At 58.1% G+C, this 21883-nt stretch carries 20 protein-coding genes; 13 read left to right on the top strand and 7 right to left on the bottom strand.

What is annotated here, in order from left to right:
- Positions 1-120: 120 nt before the first annotated feature.
- Positions 121-474: a DUF6464 family protein gene (locus ACVWZG_RS03035; protein ID WP_071818178.1), complete on the top strand. Its 354-nt coding sequence runs from the start codon at positions 121-123 to the stop codon at positions 472-474.
- On the opposite strand, the gene ACVWZG_RS03030 is transcribed toward ACVWZG_RS03035, so the two are convergent.
- Positions 471-1922, bottom strand: coding sequence for a BCD family MFS transporter (locus tag ACVWZG_RS03030; RefSeq protein WP_457405120.1), 1452 nt, complete (start codon positions 1920-1922; stop codon positions 471-473). The two genes, ACVWZG_RS03035 and ACVWZG_RS03030, sit on opposite strands and share 4 nt — an antisense overlap.
- Positions 1923-2091: 169 nt before the next feature.
- Here ACVWZG_RS03030 and ACVWZG_RS03025 point away from each other — a divergent pair, with 169 nt between their 5' ends.
- The 3 genes from ACVWZG_RS03025 to ACVWZG_RS03015 all read left to right on the top strand — a co-directional run bounded on the left by ACVWZG_RS03025 (position 2092) and on the right by ACVWZG_RS03015 (position 7819).
- Positions 2092-3426: a hypothetical protein gene (locus ACVWZG_RS03025; protein ID WP_457405122.1), complete on the top strand. Its 1335-nt coding sequence runs from the start codon at positions 2092-2094 to the stop codon at positions 3424-3426.
- Between the two features lie 235 nt (positions 3427-3661).
- Positions 3662-5128, top strand: coding sequence for a hypothetical protein (locus tag ACVWZG_RS03020; RefSeq protein ID WP_011434306.1), 1467 nt, complete (start codon positions 3662-3664; stop codon positions 5126-5128).
- Positions 5129-5296: 168 nt separating this feature from the next.
- Positions 5297-7819, top strand: a complete 2523-nt coding sequence (locus ACVWZG_RS03015) for an ExeM/NucH family extracellular endonuclease (RefSeq protein WP_457415187.1) — start codon at positions 5297-5299, stop codon at positions 7817-7819.
- A 277-nt stretch (positions 7820-8096) separates the two neighbouring features.
- Here ACVWZG_RS03015 and cbiD read toward each other — a convergent pair whose 3' ends face one another.
- A complete protein-coding gene (cbiD, locus tag ACVWZG_RS03010) occupies positions 8097-9203 on the bottom strand; it encodes a cobalt-precorrin-5B (C(1))-methyltransferase CbiD (RefSeq protein ID WP_457405126.1) in 1107 nt (368 codons plus the stop codon).
- Positions 9204-9402: 199 nt separating this feature from the next.
- Here cbiD and ACVWZG_RS03005 point away from each other — a divergent pair, with 199 nt between their 5' ends.
- Positions 9403-9756 (top strand): hypothetical protein, encoded by a 354-nt coding sequence (locus ACVWZG_RS03005; RefSeq protein WP_414350209.1) that lies wholly within the window; start codon positions 9403-9405, stop codon positions 9754-9756.
- Positions 9757-9794: 38 nt separating this feature from the next.
- Here the strand turns inward: ACVWZG_RS03005 and def are convergent, their stop codons facing one another.
- From def to ACVWZG_RS02985, 4 genes are all read right to left on the bottom strand, one after another.
- On the bottom strand, positions 9795-10385 hold the full coding sequence (def, locus tag ACVWZG_RS03000) for a peptide deformylase (protein ID WP_457405129.1): 591 nt from the start codon (positions 10383-10385) through the stop codon (positions 9795-9797).
- Between the two features lie 135 nt (positions 10386-10520).
- Positions 10521-10835, bottom strand: coding sequence for a DUF3593 domain-containing protein (locus tag ACVWZG_RS02995; protein WP_011434312.1), 315 nt, complete (start codon positions 10833-10835; stop codon positions 10521-10523).
- 3 nt (positions 10836-10838) lie between these two features.
- Positions 10839-11165: a DUF2499 domain-containing protein gene (locus ACVWZG_RS02990; RefSeq protein ID WP_457405130.1), complete on the bottom strand. Its 327-nt coding sequence runs from the start codon at positions 11163-11165 to the stop codon at positions 10839-10841.
- Positions 11165-11341: an NblA/ycf18 family protein gene (locus tag ACVWZG_RS02985; protein ID WP_041437678.1), complete on the bottom strand. Its 177-nt coding sequence runs from the start codon at positions 11339-11341 to the stop codon at positions 11165-11167. Before ACVWZG_RS02985 ends, ACVWZG_RS02990 begins: the two co-directional genes overlap by 1 nt.
- A gap of 389 nt (positions 11342-11730) precedes the next feature.
- Here ACVWZG_RS02985 and ACVWZG_RS02980 point away from each other — a divergent pair, with 389 nt between their 5' ends.
- The 5 genes from ACVWZG_RS02980 (at position 11731) to ACVWZG_RS02960 (ending at position 14883) form a co-directional block, all read left to right on the top strand.
- Positions 11731-11982, top strand: a complete 252-nt coding sequence (locus tag ACVWZG_RS02980) for an RNA recognition motif domain-containing protein (protein ID WP_011434316.1) — start codon at positions 11731-11733, stop codon at positions 11980-11982.
- Between the two features lie 123 nt (positions 11983-12105).
- Positions 12106-13410, top strand: a complete 1305-nt coding sequence (locus ACVWZG_RS02975) for a metallophosphoesterase family protein (protein ID WP_457405131.1) — start codon at positions 12106-12108, stop codon at positions 13408-13410.
- A 529-nt stretch (positions 13411-13939) separates the two neighbouring features.
- Positions 13940-14185, top strand: coding sequence for a GlsB/YeaQ/YmgE family stress response membrane protein (locus tag ACVWZG_RS02970; protein ID WP_011434318.1), 246 nt, complete (start codon positions 13940-13942; stop codon positions 14183-14185).
- An 82-nt stretch (positions 14186-14267) separates the two neighbouring features.
- A complete protein-coding gene (locus ACVWZG_RS02965) occupies positions 14268-14642 on the top strand; it encodes a hypothetical protein (protein WP_414350220.1) in 375 nt (124 codons plus the stop codon).
- A gap of 1 nt (position 14643) precedes the next feature.
- Complete coding sequence (locus ACVWZG_RS02960; RefSeq protein WP_414329398.1) at positions 14644-14883, top strand: hypothetical protein; 240 nt, start codon at positions 14644-14646, stop codon at positions 14881-14883.
- 113 nt (positions 14884-14996) lie between these two features.
- On the opposite strand, the gene speA is transcribed toward ACVWZG_RS02960, so the two are convergent.
- Positions 14997-16919, bottom strand: coding sequence for a biosynthetic arginine decarboxylase (speA, locus tag ACVWZG_RS02955; RefSeq protein WP_414407052.1), 1923 nt, complete (start codon positions 16917-16919; stop codon positions 14997-14999).
- 439 nt (positions 16920-17358) lie between these two features.
- Between speA and pstS the strand changes: the two genes are divergently transcribed.
- The 3 genes from pstS (at position 17359) to ACVWZG_RS02940 (ending at position 21810) form a co-directional block, all read left to right on the top strand.
- On the top strand, positions 17359-18459 hold the full coding sequence (gene pstS, locus ACVWZG_RS02950) for a phosphate ABC transporter substrate-binding protein PstS (RefSeq protein WP_414349959.1): 1101 nt from the start codon (positions 17359-17361) through the stop codon (positions 18457-18459).
- 290 nt (positions 18460-18749) lie between these two features.
- Positions 18750-20642 carry a molecular chaperone DnaK gene (dnaK, locus tag ACVWZG_RS02945; protein ID WP_414329477.1) on the top strand — a complete coding sequence of 631 codons (1893 nt, stop codon included), beginning with the start codon at positions 18750-18752 and terminating at the stop codon, positions 20640-20642.
- Between the two features lie 208 nt (positions 20643-20850).
- Positions 20851-21810: a DnaJ C-terminal domain-containing protein gene (locus ACVWZG_RS02940; protein WP_414349958.1), complete on the top strand. Its 960-nt coding sequence runs from the start codon at positions 20851-20853 to the stop codon at positions 21808-21810.
- The last annotated feature ends 73 nt before the right edge of the window (positions 21811-21883 follow it).

Raw genomic sequence — 21883 nt, 5'->3', positions numbered from 1 at the left:
GAGAGAACATTAGGAACATTAGTCAGTGTTGCCGGAAAAAGCTGCCCAGGTCTTATCATGGGTCAAACCAAGCCCATCATCCTGTAGTCTGCTGCCCTAAACTGGCTCCGTTGGCACCTTATGTCTTCCCCCAACCTGACCCTGCCCATTCAGTGGATTGATGTGGATTCAGGAGAGGTGGTGGAGGAATGTCCTTGGCAGAGTAGTCCCCATCCGGGCACCTACGTCCAACTGGCAGAGCAGCACTACCTAGTTCTGGAAAAGCGTCATTCCTACCGGCTCCGGCAAGGCAAATACCACCTGTGTGGGATCCGCGCCTTGGTGCGTTCGGTAAACCCACCGCAGGAAGCAGGGAATTGCCTGGGGGATCCCTCCTGTCGGTTTAATGCTCACTCGCCCTTGCTGCGTTGTGCCGTCAACCCCAGCGGGCCCTGTCAGGGCTGCCCCCACTACGAGTCGGCCCCGCGTTGCTAGCCCTCCAGCTCCAGAGCCAACACCTGGGTCAGCGCACGGTTGGTCTTTTCGCGAAACTCGGCCACGCTCACCCGCCCCAACAAATACACAGCCAGCAACATCACCGCCGCCTCTGTCCCGAACACCGTGGCATAGGCAAGTATTGGCGAGCCGGGAAATAGGATCCGCCCCAGATCGAGCAAAGCCCCACCAAGTAAGGTGGAAACCGCCTGGGACATGGCCTGGGCCAGACCCCAAGCCCCGATAAAGGTGCCTGCCGTCTCCGCTGCCGTCAAGTCCAACATGAGGCTAATGGCGCCATTGGTGGTGATCCCAGAAGCCAAACCAAACAGGATCATGCACAGTTGCAACAGCCGTGGATTGCCTGTAAACCCTGAGGCAATGGTCAGCCCAAAAGAGATGGCCACCAGCAGGCAGCCCAGACGAGCCGTTGTCTGCTTGCCTAGCTTAGGCACGATGAAAAATCCGGTCAGCACAATCCCTGCCAAAATACCCAGGCTCCAAAAGGCATTGAGTTGGGTGCTCTGGGCCACCGTCATGCCAAACACCTCGCCGCCATAGGGTTCTAGGATCGGCTGTTGGATAAACAGGCCCATGGTCATCAACACCAAGAAGCCGAAAAAGATCAGGGTTTGGCGGCTGGCGGTCAGCACCTTGATGGCCGTACCCAGGGTGATTTGGTCTTCTCGTCCGGCCAAGGTGGAACGGGATCCGTAGCGGGAATAGCGCTTTTCCACCCCCCAGGTGGCAACCACCCCCAGCAGGATCACCACGGCTGGAATGATGATGAAGAGGCGATTAATGGTGCTCTGCAGGTTGTCCGGATCCAAGCCCCGCAGCAGCACCGCCGAGCCAATGGCCCCGCCGGCAATCCCCACCATCAACATGGACCAGACGATCCCCACCAACTTAGAGCGGTTGTCCTCGTCTGACACATCCACCAGCAGAGCCGCAAAAGGTGTGGAGCAGGCGCTGAGGCAGAGACCATAAAGGGCAAACATCAAACAGGCCAAGCCTATCCAGCCATAGGTGGCTCCAGACCAACCCGTAGCCGCAAAGCTATCCCCCAAACCCCACACCACCTGCACCCCCAGGAAGATGCAGACCGCAAACAGCACCGATCCCAGGCGCACATAGCCGGTGCGATGCAGGCCAAACAGGGGCTTGGCATCCGAGAGCTGCCCAAACCAAACCCGAGCCGGGGAGACCAACTGGTGCATGGCCAGGGATCCCCCCACCACTGTGGCCGGGATGGCCAGCAGCTCTGTATCGATCATGACACGGTTCAGCACTCCCAAAGTGAGCAACGACATCATTCCCAAGCCCATCTGAAACAGGCCCAGGCGGAACATAACATGCAGCGGCAAGGGCTGAACCTGCGCCTGAGGCTCTGGAGAAGTTGAAGTTACAGAAGCGTTGACCTCGGGATCCCGGCGAATACTGGCCATGATCTGGAATATTTCGAAAGGGTGCTACAGCTTTTTATCGTAGCCCAGGCGGCCTGGGATCCCGGCAAAAGCATGGGGTTGCCAAAAGTGAAACCGCCACGTCCTCTCCCCTTTTGGGAGCTATTGTCAGGGTATAGTCCCCCAATTTCCAATCCTCAGGAATATTGCTATGCGCGCCCCCATCCCCTGGCTGCTGAGTTCACTGAGCTGGGTGGGCATTTCCCTGGCCGCTCCGCCGATGGTGTCTACTTCTCAGGCAACCCCTATGGATTTTCCCCTCCACCAGTCCCTTTCTTCCCCCTCGCCTTCAGAGTGGGCAGAGTACTTGGCCTACAGGCAGGTGATTGACCAGACGATCTCCATGACCTGGGATCCGCAAGCGCGAGCCTTGGCAAAGCAGTATGGGCTGGATATCGTCAACATCACCTGGGAAGATACCGGACGCCACAAGGGATCCGCCCTTGGCCCCAACATCAGCGACATGACCATCCAGGTACAACAGCTCAACCCCAGAACGGGTCACTACGAGCTGAGCTTGATGCCGGTGATCCGCTACCCCAACTTTGCCGATCTGTCTGCCGACCTGCCCCTCGACAGCCTACAGGTGCTGGTGGGCAACGAAAAAGGAAAACCCCTGCAACCCGTGTCGTTGCGAGAGCTGCTGGGGAATCTGCGCCGCTACTTACATGATCCCGGCTCTTGGGCCGGCAACCGGAACTCCCTGCTGGCTCCACGGGATAGCCATGTGTTGGTGAGCGCCCAGGCCGCCTTTTTGCCTATCCCTGCCGGGGGCTCCGCTCAATTCAACCCGGTGCTGTTCAACTACCAATCCTATCCCGGCAACCCAGCCGTGCTGGCAATCTTGGCCACCCGCGAGGGCACCAGCATTACGGTGATCGAGAACCGCACCGAAGATAGGGTGGGCGGGGCTATTTGGGGCCAGCGCCTTTTCTTCAATCAAAACGGTGAACGGGCCAGCCTCACCGGGCAGCGCCTCAGCGATTTTCGGGCCGAGCAAGCCGCCAACCCAACCCCCAGAGATCCCCATTCGGCGGAAGTAGCAGAAGAAGCCCTGAACCTGGTGATGGTGATCCAAGTACCTCTCCAGCAGCGGCAGCCGCCGCGAAGGGAAGTTGAGGATATCTCTGTCAATTTCGGACCCGCAGCCGACCTGGCCGGCCTCAGCAATGTAGAAGCCGCTGTCATCGGACATGGAGAGGTAGAGGGCCCCTTCACCGAGATCAACAACCTGGACATCGAGCGGGATCCTCGCTTTCCCATTCGGGTCACGATCCAGTTCTACAAAGCCACCGACAATGGCGTGGTCTCCGCCGAGGACATGGCCCAAATCCACCATCAAATTGCCCGCGTCTACCGAGAGGCCGACTATGTGGGCAGCTTGGTGATTCAGCCGGATACAGGCCGACCTACGGAGTACAACCGCGACGCAGAGACAGAGCGCCCCTTTCCCTTTCCTTGGTTTCCTTGGTGGCCGCGACGCTAGGGCCTGCTGCGCATTTTTCCCACAACCTGCCGCCAGGTGGCAACATCTTCTCGCGCCTGGGTTTCTCCACTACACTGACTACTGACCTGACGCCAAGGGGAATGGGTGTCGGCCCGATATCCTCGGCAAGGTCAGGGTCTGCAGAGACAGTTGCCAAGGTCTCATTTCTTGAGGCCATGGTGCTTGTCTGTGCCAGCTCTTGCCCAAGGCAGTGGGGAGTTTTTCCTGCAACACTATGGCTGACGCAGTTCCCGTTCGGCGCTACGACCTGTTTGTGCAGGCTTCCCGGCTGCTGCAGCGCTACCGGCAGCTCACGCCGGAACTCCGTCCGATAGGGCTAGAGGTGGCCCTGGCCATCCAGTATCACCGCGCTCAGGCCGGATCGGGATCCCTGCTGCCTTGGGTGGGATCCCCTCGCGGACTGCCCTTGCAGCAAGTGGCCCAGCGCATTTGCGACCCGTTTTACAGCAAAACCCACCCTCTTTTACCGACCTTGCCCGAAACCGGCGAGCCTTTGGTGTGGCCTCTGTTCAACCAGGGGGAAAACGGTTTGATCCGGCCCCTGGCCCCGAGCAAAGTGGGCGGGAAACTGGCGGAACGGCGCTGGCTCAAAGCCTGCAACAGCCAGGAAGGGATCGGCTGTCATGCCTTGGCGGCCCACTTGTGGCAAGACGAGCGCTTTTTGGCCGAAGACCGGGATCTCTGTCCTTTCCGCCTTTATGACGGGCGCTACCCCTTGAGCGTGGATCAAGGGCGACAGACTTGCGGCTTTGACGATCACCCCTGTGGCTGGCAGCCGGGACACCCCAAAATGTTGCAGGTGGTGGGCAAAGGCAAACAGGCCGAGATCCTGCTCCCCCACTGGACGGATGACATGTGGGCGATGCTCATTCCCTCCCATCGTCCGCTGCCGATTTACCCGCTCTTGGTGATGCTTTACTTTGGCCAGGAAACTTTGCAAAAGGGGCGGAGCAGCCTCTCCATCGAGCAATTTCGTCTGGATTTTCAGTTTAGCCAGTCTCAACTGCGCCTGTTGTTCGACACCCACCCTGAGCACCCCTTGAATCGACACCTGCTTACCTGGGCTCAGCAGCCAGAGGTGGAGTGGGGATCCACGGAACTCTTGCCCCAGATGCCGCCCCTCCTGCATCAACCTGCCGGGGGCAAGGTGGTCTTGGATCCCGATGAGCCGCCCCAGTTCCGCAGCAGTGGGATCCCTCACAGCGCCGGGACAGACCCGCTGATGGCAGAACGCCGCCGTCGCCGTCAGTTGGAGCGCAGCGAGCGCCACAACGAGATCTTGCACCAGTTTCGCCGCTGGTTCCGCCTGGCAGGATTGGAAGTCCGGGAGGATCAGCATACCTTTGACTTTTTGGCCGTGGCGGACGGGCATCTGCTTTTGGCCGAAGTGAAGCTCCTGCACCACAAGGATGCGGCAGAGGCTTTGCAGGAAGTGGTGGGACAGTTGCTCTACTATGAGCGCTTTGCCCTCGGCCCTTGGATCGAGCAGGGCTTTTCCGTTCAGAAGGCCGCCGTTTTCGATGGGCCACCGCCAGATCCCTATGTGCGATTTCTAGAAGACCTGGGCATTGCCACCTACTGGATCAACGAGCAGCAGATGATCGATGGGCCAGAAAACTCTTTACGCCTGCTGCGCCAGATGGGGGTGCGGGTACGACCGGATCCCGAATTGGGGGATTAGGGGAAAAAGCCTGCCCATGTTCTCCCCTGAGTTTTGACTCAGGCGGGGGTAACTTCTTGTCTTCTTAAGCGTACCTTAACTGCCCCTTTACTCAGATTCCTTATGGATACCATCTTCATAGACGGTAAAAATACGGGATCCTTTGAAGTTTCGGGAGGAGTGAAGCAGATGTGGTCTAGGGTTACTTCGCGTCGTGTTGCCCAATCAATTGCGGTGCTAGTTTTTGGTTTGGTGCTTTTGGTTTCTCTGCAAGGGTTCGGCTCCAGAAGAACTCTTTTGCCAATACTTACACCTGTGCCCACACCGACCCCGACTTCAACACCCACAGCCACGCCAACACCGACGCCCACGCCGGGAGGCTGTGATCCCAACGCCAACCTGATCCCAGTTGGCACTGTCCAGGGCACTGGCTTCACTTCCCCCCTGGTGAACCAAACAGTCACGGTTTCTGGAATCGTAGTAGGAGACTTTGAAAATGAGGGGGTGGCTGGCCAAACCTATCTCCAGGGCTACTACCTACAAGATGATGGTGACGGGAATCCCGCCACATCAGATGGCATCTTCGTTTTCAGTGGCACAGCTAATAACGTCAGGCTTGGGGATAGGGTTCAGGTGACCGGAACGGTTGCTGAGTTCCGCCAGCAAACCCAGCTCTCCAACGTCACCAGCTTTACTGTCTGTAGCTCTGACAATCCGTTGCCGGCCCCAGTGCAGATCTCTCTACCGCTGACTGCGGAGCAAAGGGAAGCTCTGGAAGGAATGCTGGTCACATTTGGAAATCAGCCCCTGTTTGTAACCGACTCCTTCTTGCTGGGACGCCACGGGGAGCTGAGTGTGGCCACAGAGCGGTTGTTCACTCCTACGCAAATTGCGGCTCCCAGCCAGGCAGCTGCCATTCAAGCGGAAAACGACCGAAAGCGGATTCGCATTGATGACCGGCTGCTCACCCAAAACCCAGATCCGGTTATCTACCCCACTCCGGGTGGCCTGAGCGCGGCTAACACTGTGCGCGGCGGCGATCGCGTCAGCAACATCACCGGGATCATGACCCAGTTGCGAGGCCGGAATGTCAGTGGCGATGTGGATGCGACCATCGACTACCGTATCCACCCCAATGATCCCAACAACTTGCCCAGGTTTACAGCCACCAACCCTCGCCCGCAAAACCCACCCTCAGTAGGGGGCTCCCTGAGGGTAGCTAGCTTTAACCTGTTCAACTACTTCAACACCTTCGGCAACGCCTGCTTCCCCAATAACTCCTCCTGTCGGGGAGCCAGCAACGCCACCGAGTTCACCCGCCAGCGGGATAAGCTCATCGAGGCTATTCGCCGCATGGATGCCGATATCGTAGGCCTCAACGAGTTAGAAAACGATGGATACGGTTCGAATAGTTCCATTCAGGATTTGGTGAACGGGCTCAACCAGGTCATGGGGGCAGGAACCTACGCCTTTGTGAATGTTGGAGTGCCCAACCTGGGCGGCGATGCCATCACCAACGGCTTTATCTACAAGCCAGCTACGGTTGAAATTGCCCCCGGCACTAACCCGGCCTTCCTGGACACAGGGGAATTCACCCAAGGCCCCGGATGCTTCCATCGTCCTCCTCTGGCTGTAACCTTCCGGCAGCGGAGCAACAACGCCACCTTCACTGTTGTGGTCAACCACTTCAAGTCCAAGGTTTCTCCCTGCGATCCCATTGACAACGATCCATTCCAAGGCAATTGCAACGGCAACCGCACCCGGGCCGCTCAGCAACTCTTGAGCTGGCTCGCCACCAATCCAACTGGCTCCACCGATCCGGATGTGTTGATTATGGGGGATCTCAACTCCTACGCTATGGAGGATCCGATCAAAACTCTGGAGGCGGGCGGGTTCATCAACCTCAATGGCTCCAACAGCTACTCCTTTAGCTTCCAAGGACAGTGGGGATCTCTGGATCATGCCCTGGCCAACAGCAGTCTGAGACCCCAAGTTACAGGCTCAGCTAAGTGGCACATCAACGCTGATGAGCCCGTGAGCTTGGACTACACCCTGAGCTTCAAGAGTCCCTCTCAGCAGAGCCTCTTCTACGCCAGCGATCCCTTCCGCTCTTCCGACCACGATCCGGTGCTCGTTGGCTTGAACCTGACTCCGGCCCCAACACCGACGCCGACGCCCACACCGACACCAACTCCTCCTTCCGTTAACCTGCCTTTGACTGAAGGCTTTGATAACTGCAACCCTGCTCCAGCCGGCTGGCAGATTGTGGATGTGGACGGCGACACCAGTCGTTCCTGGCGTTGTGTCAACTCCCTTGCCGAGGCCAACGCTTTCAACGGTCAGCAACCGGGTAATGACTGGCTGATCACTCCTCCTCTGAACCTGGCTTCCGTCAGCAACCCAGTTCTGACCTTCCACAATCAGAGTTTTTTTAGCGATAACGGCCTTCTTCCTTCGCAACAACTAAGCGTTCTTTACTCCACCAACTACAGCGGTGCAGGCACTCCAGCGGCAGTGAATGCAGCCACTTGGACTGCTCTGACGATTCCCACTCTCTCTACGGGCAGCTTCGTCGACTCCGGCCCGATTTCTCTGGCTGGGATCCAGCCTTCCAACCGTGTTTACATTGCCTTCCGCTATCGCTCTTCTGGTACAGCTTCCGGCTCGGCCACTCGCTGGCGGGTGGATAGTGTCAACATCTCCGGGAACTAGGTGTGGGATCCTAGTGCCAACCTGAGTCTGATTGGCAGTGGCTGGGAAAGTGGATCTGCTTCCTCAGCCGTAACGCTCTCCTATGTGGTCTTGGCCGGGATCCACCGTTGCTCAGCGGGTTTCGAGCAGAGGGAGTGACTTTTGGAGCACGGACTAAAGGGAGAGGAGCCGGGGGTGGTTGCCTTTGGCGGCACGGAGCGCTTAAGACACTTCGGGAGAAAAATGGTTGAGGATCCGGGGGGATTGCAATGTCCTCGTCTCAATCGAAATGACCTCATTATGGGATCCCCACCTGGGCGCAGATTTGCCCCTGTCGGTCGAACAACGTCACCTCCAACAGCAGGGATCGACCGGCATACTTTTGCACATAGCCTGTGGCTCGCTCCAGGATTTGACGGGCCAACTCCTCCATCACGGGTGCTGCCCAGCCAAGGCCATCCAGATAGTGCACCGCTGCCTCTACTGTCCGCAACTCCAGCACTTGCCGTGCCTGTTCTGCCGTTCCCCCACGCCGGATCAGGGCTGCCGCCAGAATTTCCAAGCGGGCATCGGCCACGTGGCTGGAAGTGGTGAAGATCCCCCCTGCCAGCTTGATCAGCTTGCCGTGGTAGCCGATCAAATGAATGGACTCCGCCCCCCGCAGCGCCGCTTCCACCAGCAACGGCCCTATCCAATTGGCTACTCGCAGGATCTGGTCTTCCGGGATCCCTTGCCCCAGCGCCACCTGCTGCCCATGGCTGCCCACGCAAAAGATCAAATGCTTGTGCCGCTCCAACTTTTGTTGCAGCTCTTGGCGGGCTTGCTCTAAGCTCTCAACACTTGAGGAAGGCTCCACCTCCGCCCGCGTTCCCAACAGGGCCAGCCCTTCCAGCACCCCAAAAGCGGCATTGGAGGTGCGCTCCGCCAGGAGCTTTCCTTCAGGCAAGATAATGCGAACCCGCAACCGGCAATCGGGGGGGATCCCCGGCAAAAGATTGATCTCAAACAAACGGCGGGCATAGGCATAAATGGCCGGGCTACCATCGGCTTGCCGCCCCAGCCCTTCTCCGGCTTCCAAGATCAAGGGGGGATCCTCGGGATCCCTCTCCTCCAACCTCACCCAAGCCCAGACCGGTGTGTCGCGGGTGAGATCCAGGTGGGGGCCGGGATCCGAGCGGGTAATGGCCAGAGCTGTTGTCTTCTCCAAGGCAGCTACCTGCTCCACTGGGATCCGGATCCAAGCCTCAAGGGACCGGGGCTCAGCCTGCACCGCAATCGCCAAGCGCCCCCCTTCCTTCTCCAAAGGGATCCCCAGAAGGTGGTGAAGAGCAGCTCTGGCCGAAGCAACGGCGAAAACCGGCAAGGTGTAGCCCCGCGGTCGGGATCCCTGAACAGCATCCTGCATCTGCACAGCTTTTTGCTTGGGAAATGGGTAACCGGAAAACCAAAATCTCCGGAAAATGCACACCTCAATTGTGGCTTGTGAGAGAACCCAGGAGTTTCGGGGAACACCTCCCGGAAGCAATCGTTAAATGATCTGGGGGAAGAAGGGGGGATCCGAAATTTGCCTTTTTCAATGGAGGTAGTCGAAAACTGGGGCAGCTATGAGCGAAGCAGTGCAGCACTACCTTGAGCGTCTGGAGTCGCAAATACAGGAGCTAAAAGCTGCCATCGAGCGGATGCCCGAGCAGGTGGTGGCTGTTCTCCTGGCTACCCAGGAAGCCAAAAAAAACACCCCCGCCCCCTCCCGTTACAGCGTTCTAATCTCAGACTTGGTGGAAGATGGCAGCCACAACTTCCTGCTGGATGATGAACCCACCGTGGTGAGCAACCGCAGCATGGGGCATGAGCTGGCCCCCGAAGCCCAAATACAGCGCCTGAGTGCCCAGTTAACCGCTGCCTACAACCGCATTGCCGCTCTGGAAGAGCAGCTCTTGGCCCAGCGCTTGCAACACTAAACCAAACCGACAGTCGTCCGGACCGGTCTGGAAAGGCTTCAACGGGGAACAGCAGAGGGCTTGCCTTTGCGTTGCACATCCTGCATCTGGAAGCCGTGTTTGCGCAGCTCTTGATCCAGCACCAGCTCGTTTTCCACGTGATCCACAAACAACACGCCGTTGAGGTGGTCGATTTCGTGCTGGATCACCCGCGCCAGCAAATCGTCCGCTCGAAGGGTGCGGGGCCGCCCCGTTTCATCCTTAAACGAAACCACAATCCCTTCTGGGCGCACGACCTCGCAAAACACCCCCGGAATGCTCAGGCAACCCTCTTGCCCGGCAACGGCCTCGCCAATGTACTCGCGAATCTCCGGGTTGATCAGCACCAGCGGTGGCACCTCCGGCTTATCGGGATAAAGATCCACCACAATCATGCGCTTGGGAATGCCAACCTGCGGAGCCGCCAGACCAATCCCATCAAAGCTGTACATGGTCTGCAGCATGTCCCGGGCAAGCTGGCGGATCTCGTCGTTGACCTGGCTGATGCGCTTGGCCGGCTGCCGCAGCACCTTGTCCCCCATGCGATAAATGCGCAGGGGCGGATGCTTCAGCTTCGCTTTGGGAACGGCAACAGAAAGGGTAGCCACCATCTGGCAGATCTCACAGAATAACAGCAGGTATTAGGCCTGGATCCCCATTCTACATTCAGTCCTGGTTGTGCTGAAACCATTGTTGCCTAGCTCTCCTCTCCCTTTGGAGAGGGGGTAGAGGCTTGTTTGGGATGATCATGGCTCAGGGTTGCCGTCGCCAGCCTCTGGAAGTCGTTGGGCCTGTTGGTCAATTCCCTGCTTAAAGCCCAAGGCCACCAAAATATTGGAGAGGGTGAGAAAAGCCTCTGCCCCTCCATGCAAGGGATCCACATTGGCCAGGGAAGTGCCGTAGTGCATCTGAGCGTACAGCCCTGCCGGGATGCTGACGGCAACAAAAAGCAACAACAGCCAAAATCCAACCAAAGCCAAACGTGGGATCCGGCGCAGCCGCGACAGAAAGAATAAAAAGACCAGGTAGGGGAACAAAGAAAGGGCAAATAAACTGTTCATCGCCTAGTCGGGATCCCCCTCCTGTGCAGGCTCGTCGGCTCTCTCAGCTCGCCAAATGCGGTAGGCAGCCCAAGCCAGGGTACAGTTGCCCAGCAAGGTCAAGCTGGCCTGTGCAGTGACCACCCAGTCCAACTTGGGGTCGTTGTCAAACCAGTGCCAGGTGATTGCGCACATTGCCCCCGACAAAGCGGGCAGCATCGCCCAGCTCAAACTTCGCCATTCGGGCTGGCCCACCCGCTCCCCAAATTGCCACACGAGCACAATAGCAGCGATCCACTCCAAGACGCTGGCAATGTGAATCCACCAGGTGGGAAGCGAAAGGGCGTGCATCAGGCGCTGAGGGAATGACGGAGCAGTTGGCGGTAAGTGGCCTCCTGCAACAGCATTTGCTTGTGCAGTTTGACCAAAATGTCTTTGGCCTGCTCGGGGCTCATGCGAGAAACCAAAGTCTCGAAAGCCCGCTGGCGAAATTGCTGCTCCAAAGAGAGCTCTAGCGTTTCATCCATCATTATCACCTCAGGGTGCTCAGGTAGAGAGGTCTGCAAAGAGTTCCAACAGCGCAGATCTGGCCAGGTAGTGCAAGCAGGATAATACATATCTTAACAAATCGCAACAACGTGACAAGATGCCAGATCTCGGTGGTGTCTGAGGGTCTGAAGAGGTTTGGCCGAGGCGAGAGCAGAGGCATTCAACCCAATGGCAGAAAAAGCACAGGCCCGTCAAGTTTGACGAAAGCGCATTTTGGATGGGGAAGTGGGAAGATTCTCCGGCAGGGATCCCTTTACATCCTTTCACGTTGTGCGACTTAGCAAGGCTCCATGATAGAAGTGAAGTACTCTGGAGCTTTGTTGCCACCCTTGCTGATTGGTGACTTACTTTGCTTGAATTGATTGCCATGACCATTTTTGTGGGGAACCTAAACTATAAAGCCTCAACAGAAGAACTGAAAGCTTTCTTCCAGCAGAGGTGGAACGTTAAGTCGGTTACAATCCCGATAGACCGAGAGACAGGTCAGACACGAGGCTTCGCGTTTGTGGATCTGGCAACCGAAGCTGAGGAGGACGAAGCCATCGAGAGCGCGAACGGGCAGGAATTCATGGGCCGGCCTCTGCGTTTGGATCGAGCCAGGCCCCGCCGCCAAGCCTAAGCAAAGATTGTTCAACCCTGGGTTTGCCATTCTGGACAACCAAAGGACTCCGTCCCGCTAACGCGAACGGCAAGGTTTATCCCAACAGATGGGAGAGCTGCAAAGTCTCCAAGAGCGCCCAAGATGGTAAGGTTGCTACATCTTTCCGACATTCATCTGGGCAGTGGTCTTGCCTACGGCCACATTAACCCAGCTACCGGCCTGAATACCCGTTTGGAAGATTTTGTAGCTTCTTTGCGCTTGTGCATTGACCATGCTCTCAACCAAGCGGTGGATCTGGTGTTGTTTGGGGGCGATGCTTTCCCCGATGCGACACCCCCCCCTCTCCATCAAGAGCTTTTTGCCCAACAGTTTCGCCGCCTGGCCGATGCAGGGATCCCAACCGTCCTGTTGGTGGGCAACCACGATCAGTACGGGCAGGGACAGGGAGGCAACAGCCTGGCTATCTACCGCGCTTTGGGGGTCTCAGGCTTTATTGTGGGGGACAGACTGGAAACTCATCGGATCGAAACTCGCGGTGGCCCGGTGCAGGTGACCACTTTACCTTGGCTGAGTCGCTCTGCTCTACTCGCCCAACAGGAAAGCTTGGCGCTTGAAGGGGAAATCCTCGCGCATCAGCTCCTGCAGCGCCTCCGCCTAGCCCTAGAAGGGGAGATCCGCACCCTGCAGCCAGGGATCCCGGCGATTTTGTTGGCTCACGTCATGGTGGAGACAGCCCGCTACGGAGCAGAACGCCATCTTTCGGTGGGCAGAGGATTTACGGTGCCCCTTTCGCTGCTGGCTCGGCCTGCCTATCAATATGTTGCCTTGGGGCATGTACACCGTCACCAGGTGCTGTGTCGGGATCCCTTGATGCTCTATCCCGGCAGCATTGAGCGGGTGGATTTTGGCGAAGAAAAAGAGGAAAAAGGCTGTGTGCTGGTGGAAGTCACCCCTACGGGGGCCAGCTATGAATTTTTGCCCCTGCCAACCCGTACCTTTCACACCATTCGCCTGGATCTGAGCGCAGATCCACCCCAGCAGGCGCAGTCCAAGCTGCTGGCCGCCATCGCCAAAGCCCCCGTGGCCGGCTCCATCCTGCGGTTGATCTACCGCATACGGCCCGACCAGCTAGAGTGCATTGATGAGCGGGCTCTGCACAACGCTCTTGCCCCTGCTTTTAGCTACACCATCGCCCCAGAAGTGGTCAGCCCCAGCCGCATCCGTCTGCCGGGATGGGATCCCAGCCGACTTGAGCCCCTGACGGCTCTGGAGCAGTATCTGGCCGACCGCAGCGATCTGGCCCCCTTGCACAACGATTTGCTGGCCGCGGCCCGTCAGTTGTTGGAGGAATATGTGGATCCTTTACAAGACTGGGCCCCCAACTGGGAGGAGCCGGGATCTTCAAGCCTTGCCCCAGTGGAAGAGGAGCAGTTGCCTTTGTTTTGATTGGTTTTGAGATGCTCTCTTTGTCGCCTCAGGGTTCATAGGGGTGGGGATGGGGGATCCCTGTACGAAGAAATCAGGACAGGAGTGCTTGCCAAAGCTGCGGGCTCCTCAAGTTTCAAGTGATCTGAATCACTTCGAAATGGCAAAAAGCAACACAAACTGGGAATCGGGTTGAAGACGTTGGCAACGACGGCATCAGCTCACTCACAGGGAACTGACTCAGACTGGTAGACCTCACACTGCCAGTCTTTTTTTGTTTGAGGTTTAGGTATTGTGAAGCTGCAGCAAGCAGGGGATCCCTTTCTAGCATTCATGAAATTCCCATCTTCTTTTCTATAGAGTCAGTCTATTAAATCTATAGAGTCTGTATATTAAAAGACAAATAACGATCTGTTCTCGGCAGAGGCTACCAATTTGTCAAGTGGGCGTCAAGTGTGCCAAGTGTACAGAAGGTTGGTTCTCAGGGAATTTATTTTCTCACAACAATAGGTATGCTGTAGAAACAGCATACTATGGAGAAGTAGGTTCTATGGACAGTATCCTTTGGTTTCTCTTGATCGGAGCCCTGGCGGGTTGGCTGGCAGGGAATATTCGACGCGGTTACGGATTTGGATTGATAGGCAACATAATCGTTGGTGTTTGCGGGGCATTTTTTGGCGGGTTCCTCTTCGATTTGCTTGGCCTGTCGGCTACAGGTCTTTTGGGAAGTTTGTTGATGGCTACCGTTGGGGCTTTGGTTTTGTTGGCGTTAATTGGCTTCGTTCGTCAGGCTTGATCTTTAAGATGGCCCGCAAGGGCTTGTGTTTCCGTTGGGATCTTGATCGAACATTTAATCGAACATTTACCGGAGAATTTTTATGAGCATTCGTGTTCTTTCGGCAGCGATGATTGGCTTAGCCATCCCCAGCATGGGTCTGTTGACAATGCCATCTGCTTCTGCCCAGCACTTGTTTGATTTGGGAGTGCGCCAACTGCAGCCGGGCACCATCATTCCCGTCCAGAGCTTCAAGGGAGAAGAGCCCCAGTACTTCAGTCCCAACAGCACCCACCCACTTACCCTGCGGGTAGCCCAGGACATCTACAACGGCAGCGGCCAATTGGCGATTCCAGCAGGCAGCGAGGTGCGAGGCAGCTTGCGACCGACTCAGGGAGGGGCCAGGTTCTTCGGCACAGCTTTGATTGCCAATGGGCGACTTTACTCGGTGCAGATGTCTTCTGATTTGATCCACTGATTTGATCCACACTGAGAAAGACCCGCGCCACTATTCTGCCGAAGCGATTGCTCAAGATGCAGCCATTGGTGCTGTGGGGGGTACGGTGCTGGGCTTGCTCACAGGAGGCGTTTCTGCTTTAGGGGTTATTGGCGGAGCTGGAGCCGGAGTGGCGGTGGGCAATATCACGGCACCTCAAGTCGTGGTGTTGCGCCCTAACCAAACGATTAACTTGGCTTTGGACAGTCCGGTGCGTCTGTGATCGACAAATTTTTGATCTGGTTTTGATTTGGTTTGATCTGGAAGCAAAAAGGATCCCGGTTTTAGGCCGGGATCCCTGTTTGGTTTTAGGGATTTTTTCGAGGAACACCACCTTCAGTGCAAGTAGGTGTAGGCCCGCAGATTGTCTTCAAAGTGCTGCTGCAAGGCGCGGGCTTGATCCAGCGTGATCTGCCCTCGCTGCAGGGCGGTCTCGGTGGCGTGGTGGAGGGTCTCCACCAGATCTTCGCTGTTGTACTGCACCCAGCTCAGCACTTCGCCAATGGTGTCCCCCTTGATGACTTGGGAAACGTGGTAGCCGCCGGGGCGGGAGCGAATATGCACCGCGTTGGTATCGCCAAACAGGTTGTGCAGATCTCCGAGAATCTCCTGGTAAGCGCCCCCCAGAAACACCCCCAGCAGGTAGGGATGTCCGTTGGGGTCGTGCAGCGGCAAGACCGAGGTGATCTGCCCATCTTCGCCGAAGAAGCGGTTGATCTTGCCGTCGCTGTCGCAGGTGAGATCGGCCAGGGTGGCCCATTGGCGTGGCTCCTCATCCAGACGGTGGATGGGCATGATGGGGAAGACCTGGTCGATGGCCCAGCTATCCGGCAGGGATTGGAACAGGGAGAAATTGCCGTAGTAGATGCTGGCCAGCATCTCGTCCAGATCCAAGAGATCCACCGCCACCGGATGCCCCGCTTGGTGCTGCTCGTAGGCCAAGGTGCAGATCTTGTCGGAGCAGTTCCAGAACAGCCGCTCCACTTCAGCTCGCTCCTGCAGGCTGAGGGATCCCTCGGTGAACTGACGCAGAGCAGCCTCCTTCAGCTCCTGACAACGGCGATAGTTGACCACCAGAGTATCGGGCTGGATTTGGTAGTAGAGCTGGTTTAGCTTCTGGATCACCTCTGCATCGGAAGTAAGCTGGGTGGGCATCGGGTAGGGGCTGGCAGCGTTGACATCTTGCACGTCAAACACCAGCACCGACTGGTGGGACATCAGGGCGCGTCCGCTTTCGGTCACCAGTACCGGCGGCTGGATCCCGTGGGGTTCTAGGGCGGTCAGCACGGTCTGCACCACGGTGGCGGCGTAGTCCTCCATGCTGTAGCTCTGGGAAAAAGGATTGGGGGACTGGGATCCGTCGTAATCAACCCCCAAGCCACCGCCGATATCCAGGTAGCCCATGGGGGCCCCCAGCTTGACCAGCTCGATGTAGATTTGGCTGGCCTCCCGCACGGCCCGTCCATGCACGCTCACCATCGAGATCTGGGAGCCGATGTGGTAGTGCAACAGGCGTAGACAATGCAGCTTGCCCGCTTCCCGCAGCCGTTCCACCACTTGCAAAATCTCGGTGGCCGTGAGGCCGAACTTAGCCCGATCCCCAGCCGAGGTGCCCCAGCGTCCACTGCCCTGGGCGGAGAGCTTGGCCCGTACCCCCAAGATGGGGTCAATGCCCAGTTGGTCGGCAGCCTGCAGCGCCAGCTCCAGCTCTTGCAGCCGCTCCAAAACGATGATGGGTGTGCGCCCCAGCCGCTGGGCCAAGAGAGCCGTCTCCATAAAATCCCGGTCTTTGTAGCCGTTGCAGATCAGCAAAGCCCCGGGAGTATCCAGCAAAGCTAGGGCAATCAACAGCTCCGGCTTGGATCCCGCCTCCAGGCCAAAGTGGTAGGCACGACCGTGTTTCACCACTTCTTCTACCAGGTGGCGCTGCTGGTTCACCTTAACGGGGTAAACCCCCCGATAGACGTTGGGGTAGCCAAAGCGCTGGATGGCCTGCTGAAAGCTCTCGCAAATTTGCCGCATGCGGTCGGCCACGATCTCGGGAAAGCGAATCAAGAGGGGCAACTGCAGGCCCCGCGCCACCAGATCCATCACCAAGTGGTACAGGTCAATGCCCGGTTCCTGCTGCTGTAAGCCCTGTGGGGTCACCTCCACATGACCGGCGGCGTTGATACGGAAGTAGGGATCCCCCCAACCTGAGATGCGATAGAGCTTTTCGCTGTCTCGCAGTGTCCAGGGAGAACGAGTCAAAGTCGGCATAGTAGTCCCCCAGATACCGAGATGTGAACAGCGCAGGATTTCTGCACAGAATCCACAATATATTGCCTTATTCCAGAATATGTCAAGATTTTTCTGGTGCGGGGGGACTCAGGCCCAAAAACCGCTAAGCCTTGCCAGACAAGGCTTTGGCTTGGGGATCTCTGTGCAACTGCCGCAGAACTCAGCTCGCTCAATCTCTTGTTTGCGCTGTTTTTCTTTGTTTTTCTCTTGAATTCTCCATTTTCTGTCTTTCCTTTCTGGACTTGGGTTGGATCCTGAGTTTTGCTGGGAAGCGTAGCGAGGAATACGGGGATGGCGCAGAGGGAAAAGACAGCCACCTGGGGCAAGTGGACCTACGCAGGGGATCCCACTGGCAACCCTTGACAGGGCCCCGCAGGCAAGACAAGGATCGGGGCGGTGACCTCGGAGAACCTGAACCATGGCTCAACTGCCCCGCTTCCGTCGCCGAGAAGTGTTGCTTTCTTTATTGGCCACCGGCGCTACCTTGAGCGCCTGCCAAAGGGGATCCCGTTCTGACCAACCCAGCGGCAGGGATCCCGTTCCTGCCTCCGGCAGCCAGTCCTCCGACAAAGTTTTGCTGATCAACGGGGCCGGGTCCACCTTTCCGGCTCCTCTTTACTTGCGCTGGTTTTCCGATTACCGCCAGGTGGATCCCAAGGTGGAGATCAATTTCCAACCGGTGGGCAGCGCCGCTGGGATCCGGCAATTTATTGACCAGACAGTGGACTTTGCCGCCAGTGATGTGGCCATGACCGATGCCGAGATCGCCGAGGTGAAGCGGGGTGTGGTCATGATCCCGATGACCGCAGGCAGCATTGCCGTAGGCTACAACCTGCCGGGGATCCCTTCTGGACTCAAGCTGTCTCGACCCGTTTTGGTGAAGATCTTTCGCGGCCAAATCGACCAGTGGCGGGATCCGGAGATCCTGGCCCTGAACCCGGAGCTAACCATTCCCGATCTGCCCATCACCGTCTGCTACCGCTCCGATGGCAGCGGCACCACCGATACCTTTACCCGCCACCTGGCGGCCATCGATCCGGCTTGGGCCTCGGAAGTCGGTGCTGGCATGTCGCTGGAGTGGCCGGTGGGCATTGGGGTGAAAGGCAACGAGGGCATGAGCGCCCAAATGCTTCTCAGCGAAGGGGTGATCGGCTACGTGGAGTCGGTCTATGCCCGCGAGCTGGATCTGTCGGTGGCAGCTCTGGAGAACCGCCGCGGCGAGTTCATTCTCCCCTCCCCGGAAGCCTCGGCCCTGGCCTTGAGCGAAATTGAGCTGCCGGAAAACCTGCGGGCTTTTGTGCCGGATCCCGCTGGCCCTGGAGCGTATCCCATCGTCACCTACACCTGGATCCTGACCTACCGCCGGTACTCGGATCCCGCCATGGCCGCCGCCCTGCAAGCTGTGCTCCGCTGGGCCCTTACCGAAGGACAAGCCCTGGCCGAGGAGATGGGCTACCTGCCCCTGGCCGCAACCGTTGTGAACCGCGGCCTGGAGGCGCTGCAGCTTATCCAGAGTTAGCCTGGCAGCAGTCCCCCAAGAGTTGCCAATAGCTGCCAACCCAGGCCATACCCCAAGCGGCACCGAAAGCAAGGCTGCTGCAGGTACGGAGATCCGTAACCGGTCTGCCCTTCAGCCCCGAGAAATGGGCGGCATTCTCGCCCTGGCCTCGCCAACCAGCTGGTTAGGATCGACCCAGGAAGTGACCAAGCATCTGCCGGATTTTCACAGATTGGCTGCCCAAGCTACTTCACACAGGCTGGCGGCGGTAACCGAAGCAATGTACTCAAGAAGAGGAGAATAAGGAGCCGATGGGAAAAGTTGTAGGAATTGACCTGGGCACAACCAACTCGGTTGTCGCCGTAATGGAGGGGGGTGTCCCCACCGTCATCGCCAATGCTGAGGGTACTCGCACCACACCCTCGGTGGTCGCCTTCACCAAAGATGGAGAGCGCCTGGTGGGCCAAATGGCCCGCCGCCAAGCGGTGCTCAACCCGGAAAACACGTTTTACTCGGTTAAGCGGTTCATCGGTCGTAGGTACGATGAGCTGAATGCCGACTCCAAGCGGGTCTCCTACCAGGTACGGCGGGATGAGCGGGGCAATGTCAAGTTATACGCCCCCCGCCTGAACAAGGAATTTGCGCCGGAAGAGATCTCGGCCATGGTGCTGCGCAAGCTAGCGGATGATGCCAGCCGCTACCTGGGCCAGCCAGTCACCCAAGCGGTGATCACGGTTCCCGCTTACTTTAACGACTCGCAGCGGCAGGCCACCAAAGACGCGGGCCGCATTGCCGGTTTGGAAGTGCTGCGCATCATCAACGAGCCGACAGCAGCCTCTTTGGCCTACGGCTTGGACAAGCGCAACAACGAGACCATCCTCGTCTTCGACCTGGGCGGTGGCACTTTCGATGTGTCCATCTTGGAAGTGGGGGATGGCGTTTTCGAGGTGAAATCCACCAGCGGCGACACGCAGTTGGGGGGCGACGACTTCGACAAGAAGATCGTCGATTGGATGGCCGAGCAGTTCAAGCAAATGGAAGGGATCGACCTGCGGCAAGACCGGCAGGCGCTGCAACGGCTAACGGAAGCCGCGGAAAAAGCCAAGATCGAGCTGTCCAGCGTTTCCGAAACCACCATCAACCTGCCCTTCATCACTGCCACTGCCGATGGGCCCAAGCACCTGGAGCTGAAGCTCTCCCGCGCCCAGTTTGAGCACCTCTGTGCCGACCTGCTGGAGCGCTGCAAGGGGCCGGTGGAGCAAGCCCTGCGGGATGCCAAGCTCACCAAGGCCGACATCAACGAAGTGGTGCTGGTGGGGGGATCTACCCGCATTCCGGCGGTGCAGCGGCTGGTGAGGGAGCTGCTGGGCAAAGAACCCAACCAGAGCGTCAACCCCGATGAGGTGGTGGCCGTTGGGGCAGCCATTCAGGCTGGCGTACTGGCGGGCGAAGTCAAAGACGTGCTGTTGCTGGATGTCACCCCCTTGTCCTTGGGGGTGGAAACCCTGGGCGGCGTGGCCACCAAGCTCATCCCGCGCAACACCACCATCCCCACCCGCAAGTCGGAGATCTTCTCCACTGCCGAAGATGGGCAGACCTCTGTGGAAATCCACGTGGTGCAAGGGGAGCGGGAGCTGGCCCGCGACAACAAATCTCTGGGCCGCTTCAAGCTGGACGGGATCCCGCCGGCCCCCCGCGGTGTGCCGCAGATCGAGGTCACCTTCGACATCGACGCCAACGGCATCCTCAAGGTGACGGCCAAAGACAAAGGCAGCGGCAAAGAGCAGAGCATCTCCATCACCGGCGCCTCTACTTTGGATAGCAAAGAGGTGGAGCGCATGATTGCTGAGGCAGAAAAATACGCTGCCGAAGACCGGGCCCGCCGGGAGAAAATTGAGCGCCGCAACAAGGCCGACTCGCTGGCCTACCAAGCCGAGCGGCAGTTGAAGGAGTTGGGCGACAAGATCTCCTCCAGCAAACGCAGCCAAATCGAGACTCTGGTGCGAGAACTGCGGGAGGCCATCCAGCGGGAGGACGACAGCGCCATCCAGAGCAAAGAGCGGGAGCTGCAAGAGGCTCTCTACGCCATGAGCAGCGAGCTGTATCAACAGCCGGGGGCCTCCTCTGGCCCCACTCCCGGCTCAGGGAAAACCTCCGGCGGCAGCGATGATGTGATCGATGCCGACTTCACCGAGAGCAAGTGACTGCTCAGGGATCCCTCCGTGGGCCGCGGGCCCAGGGCGGATCCCGCCCTTACTTGTAGCGCCGATAATGAGGAGGGACGGGATGGGCGATGGCGTCTAGCCCGCCTCCTCATTTTCTTCAGTAGGTCGGAGGGAAGGAGCCCTTGCCGGGGACGCCTAGCCTCGTGGTTTTCTGCCCACTCTCAGCGATTTGCCTGCGGACGCCTCCATGCAAAACTTTAAGGACTACTACAAGATTTTGGGGGTCAGCAAAACGGCCACTGCCGATGAGGTGAAACAAGCCTATCGGCGCCTAGCCCGCAAGTATCACCCAGATGTCAACCCCAACGACAAAGCGGCTGAAGAGAAATTCAAAGACATTAACGAAGCCTACGAAGTTCTCTCGGATCCCAGCAAGCGCAGGCAATACGACCAATTTGGCCAATACTATCAGCAGGGCGGGTTTCGCTCCAGCCGCGATGCCTACACCTACAGCAGCAGCCCCTTCAGCCAAGACTTTGGGGGGAGCGGATTTGGGGGGAGTGGCGTCGATTTCAGCCAATTTGATGATTTTCAAGACTTCATCGATCAACTGCTGGGCCGGGTGCGCAGCCAAACCACAGACCGCAGCAGCGGATTTTCGGGATCCACTGGCAACACCAGTTACGATGCTGAGGCCACCATCCAGATCAGCATTCCAGAAGCTTTTGAGGGGGGCAAGCGTCGCCTGCGGGTGGGCGGGGATCGCGTGCTCGAGGTAAACATCCCGCCGGGAATTACGCCAGGGAAGCGGATTCGCCTGCGCGGCCAAGGCCACCCCAACCCCAACGGCGGTGCCGGTGATCTGTACCTTAAAATTGAGCTGAAAGACCACCCCTTCTATCGCCTAGAGGGATTCGACGTCTACTGCGATCTGCCCATCAGCCCCAGCGAAGCGGTTTTGGGTGCCCAGGTGGAAGTGCCCACCTTGGATGGGGTGGTGAAGCTGCGGATCCCACCTGGCATGCAGCCGGGGCGAAAGTTGCGGCTGGCGGAAAGGGGATTTCCCAAAGGCAACGGAGAACGGGGGGATTTTTACGTGGTGGTGCAGATCCATTTGCCCACCCAGATCTCCGAAGAAGAGCGAGAACTTTACGAAAAGCTGCAGCGGGTTCAATCCTACGATCCCCGCGCCACCCTTAAGCTCTAGCATTGATATTCTCCGATATTCTCCCACGGCCAAAGCCTCAAGATTCTTGACAAGCGCTCCGCGCCGCCTGAAA

It is taken from the genome of Thermostichus sp. OS-CIW-33, from assembly GCF_054059615.1.
Note: the sequence above shows the minus strand (reverse complement) of the source record. Positions and strands in the feature narration are given on the sequence as shown.